Annotated in this window: 13 protein-coding genes; 8 read left to right on the top strand and 5 right to left on the bottom strand. The window is 67.2% G+C overall.

Annotated elements, in window-relative coordinates:
• Positions 1 to 123 precede the first annotated feature (123 nt).
• The 4 genes from HF999_RS14975 (at position 124) to HF999_RS14960 (ending at position 4,848) form a co-directional block, all read left to right on the top strand.
• The gene (locus tag HF999_RS14975) at positions 124 to 1,416 is read left to right on the top strand and encodes a hypothetical protein (protein WP_168546660.1); all 1,293 of its coding nucleotides are present in this window, start codon (positions 124 to 126) and stop codon (positions 1,414 to 1,416) included.
• A gap of 45 nt (positions 1,417 to 1,461) precedes the next feature.
• Complete coding sequence (locus HF999_RS14970) at positions 1,462 to 2,400, top strand: hypothetical protein (protein ID WP_168546659.1); 939 nt, start codon at positions 1,462 to 1,464, stop codon at positions 2,398 to 2,400.
• Between the two features lie 394 nt (positions 2,401 to 2,794).
• On the top strand, positions 2,795 to 4,186 hold the full coding sequence (locus HF999_RS14965) for a hypothetical protein (RefSeq protein WP_168546658.1): 1,392 nt from the start codon (positions 2,795 to 2,797) through the stop codon (positions 4,184 to 4,186).
• A gap of 149 nt (positions 4,187 to 4,335) precedes the next feature.
• Positions 4,336 to 4,848, top strand: a complete 513-nt coding sequence (locus tag HF999_RS14960; RefSeq protein ID WP_168546657.1) for a M15 family metallopeptidase — start codon at positions 4,336 to 4,338, stop codon at positions 4,846 to 4,848.
• A 22-nt stretch (positions 4,849 to 4,870) separates the two neighbouring features.
• Here HF999_RS14960 and HF999_RS14955 read toward each other — a convergent pair whose 3' ends face one another.
• Positions 4,871 to 5,566 carry a DUF6474 family protein gene (locus tag HF999_RS14955; RefSeq protein WP_168546656.1) on the bottom strand — a complete coding sequence of 232 codons (696 nt, stop codon included), beginning with the start codon at positions 5,564 to 5,566 and terminating at the stop codon, positions 4,871 to 4,873.
• 130 nt (positions 5,567 to 5,696) lie between these two features.
• Between HF999_RS14955 and HF999_RS14950 the strand changes: the two genes are divergently transcribed.
• Positions 5,697 to 7,250 carry a TM0106 family RecB-like putative nuclease gene (locus tag HF999_RS14950; protein ID WP_312854153.1) on the top strand — a complete coding sequence of 518 codons (1,554 nt, stop codon included), beginning with the start codon at positions 5,697 to 5,699 and terminating at the stop codon, positions 7,248 to 7,250.
• Here the strand turns inward: HF999_RS14950 and HF999_RS14945 are convergent.
• Positions 7,247 to 8,293 (bottom strand): hypothetical protein, encoded by a 1,047-nt coding sequence (locus HF999_RS14945; protein WP_168546654.1) that lies wholly within the window; start codon positions 8,291 to 8,293, stop codon positions 7,247 to 7,249. The two genes, HF999_RS14950 and HF999_RS14945, sit on opposite strands and share 4 nt — an antisense overlap.
• Positions 8,294 to 8,487: 194 nt before the next feature.
• Here HF999_RS14945 and HF999_RS14940 point away from each other — a divergent pair, with 194 nt between their 5' ends.
• The 3 genes from HF999_RS14940 (at position 8,488) to HF999_RS14930 (ending at position 10,679) form a co-directional block, all read left to right on the top strand.
• Positions 8,488 to 8,970 (top strand): XRE family transcriptional regulator, encoded by a 483-nt coding sequence (locus HF999_RS14940; protein WP_312854152.1) that lies wholly within the window; start codon positions 8,488 to 8,490, stop codon positions 8,968 to 8,970.
• Between the two features lie 102 nt (positions 8,971 to 9,072).
• The gene (locus HF999_RS14935; protein ID WP_168546652.1) at positions 9,073 to 9,576 is read left to right on the top strand and encodes a hypothetical protein; all 504 of its coding nucleotides are present in this window, start codon (positions 9,073 to 9,075) and stop codon (positions 9,574 to 9,576) included.
• Entirely contained in the window at positions 9,567 to 10,679 is a 1,113-nt protein-coding gene (locus tag HF999_RS14930; protein WP_168546651.1) for an MAB_1171c family putative transporter, read from the top strand. The genes HF999_RS14935 and HF999_RS14930 overlap by 10 nt, the downstream gene beginning before the upstream one ends.
• Before the next feature lie 58 nt (positions 10,680 to 10,737).
• Here HF999_RS14930 and HF999_RS14925 read toward each other — a convergent pair whose 3' ends face one another.
• The 3 genes from HF999_RS14925 to HF999_RS14915 form a co-directional block, all read right to left on the bottom strand.
• Positions 10,738 to 11,496: an SDR family NAD(P)-dependent oxidoreductase gene (locus HF999_RS14925; protein ID WP_168546650.1), complete on the bottom strand. Its 759-nt coding sequence runs from the start codon at positions 11,494 to 11,496 to the stop codon at positions 10,738 to 10,740.
• 61 nt (positions 11,497 to 11,557) lie between these two features.
• Positions 11,558 to 12,289, bottom strand: coding sequence for a TMEM165/GDT1 family protein (locus tag HF999_RS14920; RefSeq protein WP_168546649.1), 732 nt, complete (start codon positions 12,287 to 12,289; stop codon positions 11,558 to 11,560).
• A 289-nt stretch (positions 12,290 to 12,578) separates the two neighbouring features.
• The gene (locus HF999_RS14915) at positions 12,579 to 13,184 is read right to left on the bottom strand and encodes a class I SAM-dependent methyltransferase (RefSeq protein ID WP_168546648.1); all 606 of its coding nucleotides are present in this window, start codon (positions 13,182 to 13,184) and stop codon (positions 12,579 to 12,581) included.
• Between the last annotated feature and the right edge of the window lie 31 nt (positions 13,185 to 13,215).

Raw genomic sequence — 13,215 nt, 5'->3', positions numbered from 1 at the left:
TATCCGGTCAGCAGTCACACCATCAGCGGAACTGTTCCGCACGTTTCGGGCGGTTTTGCCCCGCAAGTGCCTATCGAGCCAGAGAGAACGTTCGTTACCTTCTCTGACGGGTCGGTACTGGAGATGAGCAGATTCGCCGGCAACGATTCGTTTACCGACAAACTGGCCAAGTTTCAAATCAAGAAGTCGACGTTGCTTGGTGACGCCGATCTCGACATTGGGACAGGGAAGGCCAGTCCTACCCCGGGCACGTTGGAAACTTTCCTGAAAATCGCCGACTACGCAGGCTGGGCAGCGATGCTCGTCCCTGGCGGCCAACCAGAAGCCGGAGCCGTGACGGCAATCACGGCCGCCGCGAAGGAAGCGTGCCTATCCACCTTCGAACGGAAAATCGCCGAAGGCGCCACCGTAGCCGTCGTCAAACAAGAAGCGCAACAAGCCGCCCGCATCGCTGCCGAAAGCGAAATTCGGACTCAAGTAGGCAGCCGCATCGGCCAACCCATCATCGACGACGCCGCAAAGACGGCAACCGAAGCCGCTAAGATCGTAGATACCTCATTTCCCTCGAATACAGGAGGAGTTGCTGAGGCTGCTAAGGCCCAGATCGACTCTGGTATTGGCAAGATTTCAGAGACGGCGAAGAGTATTGAAGCGGCAAAGCTCGCGGGGCGTGCCGAGACCGCAGAAGTTGTGACCCCAGGCGGGACAGGTCGGGCTGCTGCCACCGAAACCGCAAACTTCGGGCGTATTGCTACGGGCGATGCTCTCACTCGCGTCGCCACATCAAATCCCATCGCGCCGGTGGCGACTTCGTTCAGTAGGGCAGAGGCACCAGCATTTGCTGGAGCAGTAGCACCCACGGCGTCTACTGCTAGCAAACTTCAATCTGCTGCGGAATCACTCGCGAGCTCCCGACCGGGTGCAATCTACTCTCCGGAACGTGGTCTTGTGATTCCGAGAGATGCGCCCGAGCGGGGCATTTACGACATCCTTCGGCCCAAAACGCCATCGAGCTCATTGCGTAGTTCGACGGACGCACTGCAAGGCAAAATGCGCCCAAAGGTCGGGGATATCGATGGTGCGTACACGTCGTCGGGTCGTACCATCGGTGAAACAAGTGGCGGATTGTCAAAAGTGTCGCCCGACCACGTTATTTCATTGGCGGAGATGGTCGGCATGCCCGGATTCGCAAAGCTCTCACCTCGGGACATGTATCGCATGATGAATTGGAGAGCCAATCTTCAATGGCTATCTCGTCCAGCGAACTCCGCGAAGAGATCGAGAGTAGCAGCAGATGTGAAGGGGTGGGATCCGTCGTTTCGAGATGCACAGACCGTCCTGGAGCTAAGAAATCGTGATAGCATTCAAGCCATGATATACAGTCTGCTATCTCATCCTGAGCGCCTCGATGGCTGAATATCCAGCGGCGCCGGCGCGTCGAATTAGTTGGAGGATAAGAGAATGACGATTCTAGGCTACATAGCCTCGCCGGTCGTTTCGCCTGAGACTGACCTTGCGAACCTCCGTGACGTGCTGTTGCCAGCGGATGAGCGAAACCTACCTGGCAAGCCCCCTATCGGAACTCCGGATCCAGCCATGGCTGGACGTGTTTTTGAGTCGAATAGTTCGGGTCAGGTAGATGTAGTGGTTGATCGCATTGTCTCTCTGGATGAGATAGTATCGTTAGACGGGTTTGCGTCGTTGTCGCCCGAGTGGATGTACGCTATCGCGAACATTCCCGCCAACTTCAGATGGCTTTCGCCCCAAGCGTTGAGTATGCGCAAAGACGGTCAGTGGGCGATCGATGTCTCCGGTTGGGCGTTTGATTTCGCACTGGACGAAACTGCTAAGGAAATTGCCATCAGGTCGGCTATCCTCAGCCTTCTAATGGACAATGACAGCCGGGCGCTGGCAGAACTATCCGCGGGATTCGGGAGTTCGAATTGGAACGACAACGCCTTTCAGGTCTATCGCGCAGCCGAGGCGGAGCGATTGGAAGCCGCTACGATCGGTTTCGAAAGAATTGGTGGCGCGCACGTAGTTGCTGGTGATTGGAGGGGAATTCAGTATTTCGCGAAGACCCCTAGTCTCGATAGTATCTGCATGTGGTGCGACTTCGGAACGATGACGGTAGGCGAAAGCGCGTCGGTGCGGGAAGTCTTGCGCGGTGCCATATCGGGAGTGATGGCAAAGGTTGTCGATGCGGAAGAACTGCATCGGTGGTTTTCAGTCGCTGGTCAAGGGGAGCTTCGGTATTTCGAGTGCGTGACACCGGATAGTTTTGAGTTTATGACCGGCAGCGTGGCAGGTTATAGTTCTACGTCTTCTTCGACGGAGGATTGGGTGCGAGCCGCGGTGGGAGTGTGGAAGGGAATGCAGATAGCCAACCAGGGCGATTAGAATCATCAGGAGATCGAATTTTCTCGACGTACGGAATCCGCCAGATCGGGTCGAATCACTGCGATAATCCCCTGCTCGCCGATGAACGATGGCGTGCCCAATAGATTTGTGGCTCTTCGAGCTTGAGCGGGCATGCGCTCGTCAGGGCTTCGGCGTATCGATGATGTGAGGAGCTCCTTGCCGCAGATTCCAGCGCGCCGCCGCATCACGAGCAGGCCGCGCAACAGGATCGGGCGGTTGTTGACTAATCTAGTGGCTCGTGACTGAAGTCGTCTTGCGGTCGATCTTGTCGAGGAAGTCCTTTAGAGGGCGATGGGAAAGCGGATGTGTAGCTCCACAGGGAGTCACGAGACAATTACGAGCGCGAGGGTTGTTCGAACGGGATGGAGTGGAAATGACCGACGAAATCGATCGTGACAACTCGGCGGCACCGAGGCATCACGCTGTGATGGATGCCTACTGGGCGGGCATTGGGGAGGTGGACCCGGATGTGATCACCTACCTGCTGAACCCGATGTTCAGCGGCGCGCCGGCATGGCCGAACACGCGGCAAGCTTACCGGGTGGTCCGCACGCCGTCGACGGTGATCCTGGCCTCCGATGGGCTGGCTGATCCTGAAGGGCGTGACGGCGAGAGTTTTCCCGGCTTCGGCTGCGAGGTGTTCCTCGAGACGCCCGATCTCTGCGGTGCCGACTTCGAGGAGATCAAGTCCAGCCCGCATTTTCAGGTCATCCAGAACTTCGCGCAGAACGTTGCGAACAGCCAGGGGATCAGCGGGGCGCTAGAGGAGTACGGCGTACTTTCGATCGAACTTCCTGTCGATATCGGCGAGAGTCCGATGGCCACGGAATATGGCACCGTCGGCTGTTTGGTAGGACTTCCGTCGGGCCGCCCCGCGACGGTCGATTCGCCGGTTGGCCGGGTCGACATCATCGCGCTGACCGTCATGACACCCTCCGAACTGGAGGGAGTCGTCGCGGGCGGTGCGCCCGCGCGGGAGGAAGTCGCGACGGCACGCGCGGCGACCGGCGCAGGTCACGTGAGTACCCTTCGCGCGAGCGCACCATCGGAACCCGACCGGCGCAGGTCACGTGAGTACCCTTCGCGCGAGCGCACCATCGGAACCCGAGGCGCGACCCGGCGAACCCGTCGCGGAAACCGAGCCCTCGCAGCCCGGGAACTTCCTGCGTCGCTGGCGCTCTCGTTTGCGCTGACCACGCAGGTGGGCGCGTGGCCTCAAGATCCGAACGAGACGGCGAAGAACTACACCGGAAGCAGAAGGAACAATGACAACGTCACTTCGATACTTGCCTCGAATCGCGATCGCTGTGGGCGCGACCGGACTTGTGAGCAGCTGTGGCCTCGGGCATGCCGCAGAGGCGCCCACGACGTACGTTCGTCCCGGGTACACGCTATCGGCTTCGACAACCTCGGTGACATCGGCGACGGCCGTGCACTCGTTCACCCCGGAACCGACGACCGTCCCGACGATTGCAGACACGTGCGCGGGGAGCTACTGGTACGGCGACCCGGTCAACACGCACGTGTGGATCGGGCGTCGCGTCGCAAAGGACGTCACGGTCGTGGTGACGACGACGGACGGGAAGGTCAGCTCATGGACCAACACCGTCACCTCCGACGACGGGTACGGACACTCCGGTTGGTATCGGGAGTCAACGACGCCGTTGCTCGGCACGCCGGTGGCGTCGGTCGCCCATATCGACCTTCAGGTCGACGGTCAGACCTGCCCGGTCCGGAAGGCTGGATAAATCAGACCGGGCGGTAAGCAGGGCAACCTGAGCGGGAATCATCCGGGGACTGGACTGGACTGGGGCGGGACGGCGGACCGTCGGCGACGGCACCGGGACGTGAGCGGCCCATCGTGAGCACCTGGCTCACGTATACACGAAATCGGCTGCAGCACTGGCGGTATTGATGGCGATAGTGGCGGTGATCGCGGGGTGCTCGACATCGGTCCCGGGCGTGCGCGGTGGGGAGGGCGGCACCGTCGGGCAGCTGGGGGAGGCGGACGGCGTGGTCCTGGACCACGTGGCCGTCGACGCGGGCGTGCCGGCGGTGACGAAGCTCGCCCCTCGCCTGCGGAAGGCTGTGCGGAGAGCGGCACAGGCCGCCGAGCGGGAGGGGGTGGCGATGTACCTGACCTCGGGGTGGCGGTCGCCGCGGTATCAGCAGTACCTCTACGACGATGCCGTCAGGCGCGATGGCGCGGAGGCGGCGGCGCGGCTGGTCGCGGACCCGGCGGAGTCGGAGCACGTGACGGGGGACGCCGTGGATGTCGGTCCGACGGACGCGGCCTATTGGATGGACCGCTACTCGGGGCGTTTCGGCCTGTGCCGGACATACGCGAACGAGGTCTGGCACTACGAGCTACGGTGCCGAGCGTCGTGCCCGGAGATGGTCTCCGACGCCTCCGCGCGGCGGCGGTGAACCGCCGCGCGGACCGATCGGGCTAGGAGCTGACGCCCAGGCGGTTGAGCAGGTCGGCGTCGATGCCGTCGAGCTCGCGGGCGATGGCCTGGTGCGCGGGGCGACGCCGCGCGGGCGGCATCGACTCGGACGCGGTGACGGCAGTGCCCAGGTCGTCGAGGCGCTGCGCCACGGCGGCCGTGAAGGACGTGGTCTCCGCGTCGGGGTGCGTGGCCGCCAGCTGGTCCAGCGAGCGCCGCGCCGCCGCGATGCGCGCGGAGAGCCCTCCGCCGTAACCGGCGAAGGCCGCGACCTCATCGACGGGGACGCCGAGGCGCGAGGCCTTTGCCGCGTCCAACTGGTTCCGGCCGGCCTGCGCGGCGCGGTACGCGATCGGCACCACGACGGGCGCCAGCAGGCGCGCGGTGGAGACGTACCGCTTGAGCCGCGCCTCGGAGAGCAGCTTGCCCTCGACCGCCGCGCGAGCATTGGTCTCGGCGATCTTGAGATTCGCCGCGTCCGCCTTGCCCTGCGCCTTCGCCACGATCTTCGAACGCTGCAGGTCTGCTTTGAGGGCCTTGCGCTCGCTCTTCGACGCACTCTTGACGACGCGCTTGGCGTCGCGGTCGGCGTTCTTGGCGGCGAGCTTCGCCTCGAGGCGCGCCTTGGACTTGAGCGCCTTGGCCTGCGCGCGGCGCTCCGCGCGGGAGGACTTCTTCTTCTTGCCGAACAAACCCATCAGTGCACGTCCTTGTAGGTCAGTACTGCCGTCCGGTACAGCATTGCACAGCGCGGCTCCGCGAGTTGTCGGTGCCGCCCGCCATACTGCTAGGGAAGTGAACATCAACGAGGCAACCGCGACGAATCCGGTGAGCGCACGGTCGCTCACCGGTTGTCGGCACCGTCTGGCGCTCGAGGCCCGCGCCCCGCAGGGCGAGCCGGACCCGGGCATGGAGTTGCGGGTCGAGGCGGCCGCCGTGTTCCGCGCGTCGATCAGGGACGGCCTGCCGGGACTCACGATCATCGAGCCGGGGGAGGGAGCGGTTCGTCGCACCCTGGCCGCGATGGAGGCGGGCGCCGATCGGATTTGGAACGCCGTGCTGCCCACCGCGCACGACCGCCGCGGCCACAGCGAACTCCTGGTCCGCCTCGCCGACGGCTACATCCCCGTCATCGTCGTCAATCACAAGACCTGCGACCCCGTCTCCGGTTCGCGCCCGGCCCCCGGTCCGGACGGCGCGCCCCGCGGGCCCGTCACATCGCCGCTGGAACGCTGGGAGCCCCGGGAGGACGAAACGGTGCGGGTCCGCCAGCACCGCGGCGACCAGATGCGCCTGGCCCACCTCACCCGCATGCTGCAGGACACGGGGTTCGCGTCGCGCACGCTGCTCGGCGGGAGCATCGGGGTCGACGGTGCGCGGATCGTCGTGCACGAGGTAGGCCCACTGCTGCCCGCCTACGACGAGCGGTTCGCGGACCGTCGGGCAGTGCTCGCCGGAACCGTGGAGACGGAGCCCGTGCGGGTCGCCGAATGCCGGCGGTGCCCCTGGTGGCCCCGCTGCGAGCAGACCCTGACACTGGCGCGCGATGTCAGTCTCGTCGCGGACGGCCGCTCCGCACCCGGCCTGCGCGAGGCGGGCATCGTCACCGTCGATCAGCTGGCCGAGTACGAGGGGCCCCAGCCCGAGGACGTGCCCGTCCCCATCGCAGACCTGCGCGCGATGGCTCGCGCCTGGCGCGACGGGCAGGTGCTCGTGCGGCGGCACCCGGAGGTCACGGTGCGTCGGGCCGATGTCGAGGTGGACGTCGACATGGAGAGCTACCAGGAGTATGGCGCCTACCTGTGGGGCACGTGGTTGCGGCGGGACGGGGTCGAGCTGGGCTACCGGCCCTTCGTCACCTGGGATCCCGTGCCCACGCGCGATGAGGCGCGGTCCTTCGCGGAGTTCTGGGCCTTCCTCATGGACCGTCGTGCGGAGGCCCACGCGGCGGGGAAGTCCTTCGCGGCGTACTGCTACTCGCAGAACGCCGAGAACAAGTGGCTGTTGGCGTCGGCGGACAGGTTCGCGGGCGAGCCCGGTGTGCCGCGCCGCGGTGCCGTCGAGGAGTTCATCGCGTCACCGGAATGGGTCGACATGTTCGACGCCGTCGGCGATTCCTTCCTCTCGCTGGAGGGGCGGGGGTTGAAGAAGGTCGCACCCGTCGCCGGATTCCATTGGCGCGATGCCGAAGCCGGCGGCGAGGCGTCGATGCTCTGGTACCGCGTGGGCGTCGGGATCGATGCGGGATTCGCTGAGGCAGAGCGCGCGGCGCAGCGACAGCGGATCCTCGAGTACAACGAGGACGATGTGAAGGCCACGGCCGCGCTCCGCGCGTTCATGTCGAGCGACCGCGTGCTCGCGCTGCCGGTGGTGGGCGCTTAGGCCTGGGCCTGGCGGAGGTGGGCGCGCCGGAGTGCGTCCGCGAAGCTGCCGCTGCCGAGCAGGGCGATGCCGCCCAGGATGGCGATCATGGCGGGGGAGAGCTGCCGCGCCGTCTCCGCGGCGACCGGTGCCACGCGCTGCGCGGACGTGACCGCCGATGCGAACACCGTGGTCTCCTTGGGGCGGGTGCTCTGGTTGCTCGTCGTCGGGCGGTTCGTGTCCGACGGTGCGGGCTTCGGCGCGGCCGGAGCCGACTTCGGGGCGGCCGGCGCCGGTGCGGCGGCGGGACCCACTACGACGGGCGCCGCCACGACGGGGGCGACCGGGGCCGGTGCCACGGGCGCGGCGGCCGGGACGCTGGGCTCGTCGGCGGACGCAGAGCGATCGCGCTCGCTTCCGCCCGTGCCCTGCGGGAGCGGGCTGCCGGTCCGGACGCCGATGCCGGACGACGGTGCGCCGCCCGAGCCGGTGCCGGGGGTCTCGATGGGGGCGGGGCCGATGGATCCGCCCGTCGAACCGCCGCTCGAGACGGTGGGGACCGACGGAGCCGGAACCGAACCGCCCCCGGACCCACCGAAGATGCCGCCCAGGATCCCGCCGACCAGGCCGCCGCCGCGGTGGTCGTGGTCCTTGTCTTTGTCCTTGTCCTTGTCCTTGGTCGGCTCGCTGCCGGTGGGGTTGGCGCCGACGGAGTTGCCGCTGGTATTCGACCCGGTGCCGGTGCCGGTGCCGGTGCCGGTGCCGGTGGATCCGGTGCCGGTGGGCGTGCCGCTGCCGGCACCGATGCCCGAGCCGGTGTTGCCGCTGCCTGGAACGGTGGTGCGGCCACTGCCGCCGTCGCGCGCGGTGTCACCACCGCGGATGCCGACGGGGTCGTCCGTGGACTTCGTGTCCTGCGAGGTGGACGAGTTGCCGCCGGACGAGTCCGAGGTGGAGCTGTCATCGGGGTCGGCCCAGGCCGGCGCGGATGCGATTGCACCGACGGCCAGGGCGGTGACGAGGACGGCCCGCATGCGCCGGGAAAGATGCGTAGGGCGAGACACGACGCACCCCTTCCGCAGTTGTCGCACAGTTATGGGTAAGAATACAGCATGGTCGCGGCGATCTGATAGGCGATCACGAAGAGATCGTGGCCGATGGCAAAGTGCGCTATAGTGTGATCAAGCTTGGTGGACTCGCAACAGACGAGGTGGGACCACAGGGCAGGTCGTGCCGGCGATAGAGAGGGATGGCACAAGTGGATACAGGTAAAAAGTACGACAGCGACGCCCTGGTGGGTCAGGGTCTGTTCGCCAGTCGGCTCGAGGAGCTGTTCCGCACGGTGCCCGGCCCCAACGGTCGCGCATTCACCGCCAAGGCGATCGCCCAGCGATCGACGGCCCTGGGCTTCCGCCTGGGCGAGTCCTACCTGAGCCAGCTGCGCTCGGGCAAGGCCAAGTCGCCGTCGTTCCGCACCGTCGAGGGCATCTCAGCGGCGTTCGGTGTGGACGTGCACTACTTCCTCGAGGACGAGGCGGCCCAGCGCACGCGTGACCAGATCCACCTCATGCGGCTCCAGGCCGACACCAAGGTGCAGATGGCCGCGTTCCGCCTGGCAGGCCTCTCGCCCGACTCGGTGAACATGGTCAACGAGCTGATCAAGGTGCTCCGGGTGCAGCAGGGCCTCCCCGCCGATCCGCCGGAACTTCCCGTAGACTCTCGCGAGACTGAGGGACTGTAACCTTCTCCGGTTGACCCGGCGCTCGACGGCTCGTAGAACGGGCCGCGAGCGCGCGTCCTGCCGGTCCGCACCGTCCCTCCCGGATCCGTTGAAGGAGGGGCCGTGCGTACCGTCAAGGCCCTCCGCCGCCTCTGTGAGAACGAGGTGCGCAGTCTCGATCTCGACCTGCCCTTCGACGCCGTGCAGCTGTGCGAGAAGTACGGCAAACGCCGCGGTCCGGACATCCTGGTCATCTCGCAGCCGCTTCCCGTCGGCATGCCGAACGGGCTGTGGCTCGTCGGTGACGATGCGGACTACTTCTTCTACCAGGCCAACACCTCGCGCACCCATCGCGACCAGATCATCATCCACGAGTTCGGCCACCTGATCGCCGGCCATCAGAACGCCGGCCCCTCGGCGAACGCGGAGCAGATCCCCGCCGAGGAGGCCGACGCCGCCCTGCACCGGACCTGTTACGACGATGCGAACGAGTGGGAGGCCGAAATGATCGCCTCCATCATCCTCGGCTGGGCGTCCGAAGCCGGCGCCCTGGCCGGGCGCACCGCGAAGCACGACAGCCTGCGCGGTATCCAACGTGCGTTGGGAGGACATTCTCGGTGGCTGTGAAGGTCGTGAACGTAGTCGGCGTCGCGTTCTTCACCCTGGTGCTGTGTTACCGCGTCGACAGGCTCTACCGCGCCAAGGCCGGCATTCAGGCCGTCGCGGTGACCGTCGCCATCGCGGCGCTCACCGTGGCGGTGCTCCTGCTGAACTCACCGCTCGCCGCGAGCATCGACGGTGCGCTGTGGCGCGGCTCCAGCCGGCTCGGCGGATACGCGGCCCTCGCACTGGGCGTGGCCGCTCTCGCCGTCGCCTTCTTCTACGGCCCCACCGAATCGGCGCGCCAGCGCCGTGCCGGGATGGAAGCGATCCCGCTGCTCGCATCCGTCATCGGCCTGTCCGTCGCCATGACGGTGATGCCGCCGTCGCTGCGCGATGCCACGCTGGACACGCTCACCGTGCAGGAGCTCGGCTTCGCCGTGTTCTTCGCGATCGCGGGCGGCTACCTCATGTACGGCCTCGCGGACTGCGTCCTGTCCCTCACGCGACTGATGCCCTTCGCGGACGGCTACCTGGTGACCTCCTTGCGGCTCATGGCCGCAGGTCTCGCGCTGACGGCGATCGGCTCGCTCACCCAGGTCGTCTTCGTGCTCACCAGCATGACGCACGCCGTGTCCTGGCCGGTCCTGCTCACGATCTCCCGCGGGTGTACCGCGGTGGGGATCGTGCTGTTCGTCATCGGGCTCAGCTACCCCGGCGTGCGGGGCTTCTTCGTGCAGATGGACTACCGCAAGCGGCACCGTCGGGACTTCAAGCGACTGGAGCCCCTGTGGCAGCTCCTGACCACCGCGGTACCCGAGGTCGTGCTCGACGCCCGGTCCGCCGCGAAGGACCCGCACCTGAGGTTCCAGCGGCGCGTCGTCGAGATCCGGGACGTGCTGGTCCAGCTGAGCCCCTACCTGCCGGACGACTTCGGCGACGGGGTCCCCGAGGAGAACGTGCACAACCTGCTCGTCGCGATCGATCTACGCAACGAGGCCGGCGCGGCCCCGGCACCGTCGAGCATGGTGCTGCCGCCCGAGGGCACCTCGATAGACGACGACGCCGCCCCGCTCCTCGTCCTGTCGGACGCGGTGGGGGCGACGCCGGCGGAGGAACTGCAGATCTAGCGCGGAGCCATCCGAATGGCTGTACTCCGCGCGGCCGACCGCGGTGGTCGCGCCGGGGTCAGCGCGGAGCCATCCGAATGGCCCCATCCATCCGCACTGTCTCGCCGTTGAGGTAGTCGTGCTGCGAGAGGAAGTACGCGAGGTCCGCGTACTCGGAGGGCTCGCCGAGGCGCTGGGGGAAGGGCACGCCGGCCTCGAGCGTCTGCTTGAACTCGGGGGTCACGCCGGCGAGCATCGGGGTGTTGATGATGCCGGGGGCGATGGTGTTGACGCGGATGCCGAACTGCGCCAGGTCGCGCGCGGCGGTGATGGTCATCGCGTGCACGCCGCCCTTGGAGGCGGTGTAGGCGATCTGGCCGATCTGACCCTCGAAGGCCGCGACCGACGCGGTGTTGACGATGAGGCCGCGCGAGCCCTGTGCGTCGACGGTCTCCTGCTTGCTCATCTGGTCGGCGGCCAGGCGCATGACGTTGAAGGTGCCGACCAGGTTGATGTTGATGACGGTCTGGAACAGCTCCAGGGCGTGCGGGCCGTTCTTGGACAGGATGCGGCCGGCCCAGCCGACGCCCGCGCAGTTGACGGCCACGCGCAGCGGGCCGGCCTTGACGGCCTCGGCGATCGCGGCGAGGACCTCGTCCTCCTTGGTGACATCGGTGGCGACGAGGTGCACGTTCTCGGCGGGGGTGGCCTTGTCGATCGACGGCTGCAGGTCCAGCCCGAAGACGGTCGCGCCCGCCTCGGCGAAGCGCTTGGCGGTGGCGGCACCCAGGCCCGAGGCGGCGCCGGTGACGATGACGGAGGAGCCGGACACGTCCATGGCTGTTTCCCTTCTGTGGTGGCATGCGCCGCCGCCGGTGGGCGGGGCGACCCGTCTCACATTAGTGAAGGGCCGTTCTTCCGCGGCCGGGGGTGCTCGCCTCCGGGACCTCCGGGTTCGACGGTGCCGGCGCCGAGCGGTGCGCCCGGCGCACGACGAGCCCACCGACGACCACCGTGGCGGCCACGACCAGCCCGGTGACGATGCGGCTGATGCCGTCGAGCTCCGGCCAGGCCTCCGCCAGGAGCCAGGCGCCGAAACCGAAGAACAGGATCGTCGCGCCGATCGCGATGGCGCGCTCGGGCAGCCTCGAGCCGAGCACGGCGCCGACGGCGATGGCGAGGGCATCGGCCGCGACCATGCCGAGCGTCGACCCGACCCAGACGCCGAACCAGTTGTGCTGCGTGGTCAGGGTGATCGTCGCGAGCATCGTCTTGTCGCCGAGCTCGGCGAGGAAGAAGGCGGAGGCGACGGCGAGGAAGACCGAGCGGGTGACGCGGTCCGCGGTGCTGCTCTCATCGTCCGAGAGGGTGTCGCCGCGCCAGGTCCAGAACGCGAAGACCAGCATCGAGACGCCCGCGACCGCAGTGATGAGTTGGGAGGGGATGGTGGAGCCGAGCGCGAAGCCGATGCCGACCGAGGCGATGTGCGTGAGGGCGGTGGCGGCGGTGATGCCCAGGAGGACGACCCACCACTTGAAGCGGGCGGCGAAGGTCATCGCCATGAGCTGGGACTTGTCGCCGAGCTCGGCGACGAAGACGACCGCGAAACTGATCAGCAGCGCGTTGAACACGATGGAACCTCCGAAAAGACCTGTGCCACACGGATCCACGTTCGCGGACCGCGCAAGTGGCACAAAGGTCTCGCCCACCGCGGGAGGCGGTTCGCGGGGCCGGGCGCCATCGGGGTGCCAGTGTGTCGACCGCGCGATTGGGGGGCTACTCCCCTTCGTGCATCACCCAGGGTAGTCACGCCTTATCGGAACCGCAAGTCGCGCAAGAGTTTCGGTGCCCTGTCGCGGTTCTTCAGGCCTCCGGCGCGAGGGTTTCGGCTCCCCGTATCCGACGGTGCCGGTGCCCCGTTCAGCGCCGGTGGGCGAGGATCTGCGCCATGGGGAACCGGTAGTTCTTGTCGCGGTAGACGATTCGCCAGGACTCCTCGAAGCCCGCCGCGGCGAGAACCTCGCCGAACTCATCCGGATGCCACCGCCAGGCCGGCGCGACGGCGTGGTCGAAGGCGATCGCCGGACCGGGCTCGTCGGCCGCCTGAAACGCGACGAGCACCGGAGTCCCGGCGGACACCCGCGCGGCCCAGCGGCGCACCGTCGAACGGACCTCGGACGGTTCCACGTGAATCAGGCTGAACCGGGCGAGGATCGCGGCGATCGGGCCGTCGGTCAGGGTGCTCAGCGAGGCATCGTCGGCGGAGAAGGCGACGTGGGGGTGCAGGCTGCGTGCGTGGGCGAGCATGCCGGGGCTCGGATCGACACCGATCACGTCGAGGCCGCGGGCGGCGAGGTCGGCGGCGACATGGCCGAGCCCGCAGCCGACGTCGACGGTGCGGCCGATCCGGCCCGCGGCGGCCTCCGCGAAGGCCGCCGCGGCGTGCGCCTCGATGGGGTACTGGTACGGATCCGGGAACATCTCGGCGTAGGTGTCGGCGAGGGCGTCGTATCCCGGCTGCGTCATGTGCCCACTCTCTCAGCGGGCGCTGACACGA

Source organism: Tsukamurella spumae (genome assembly GCF_012396015.1).
Lineage (GTDB): Bacteria > Actinomycetota > Actinomycetes > Mycobacteriales > Mycobacteriaceae > Tsukamurella > Tsukamurella spumae.
The sequence above is the reverse complement of the archived record's forward strand: the minus strand, read 5'-3'. Positions and strand labels throughout refer to the sequence as shown.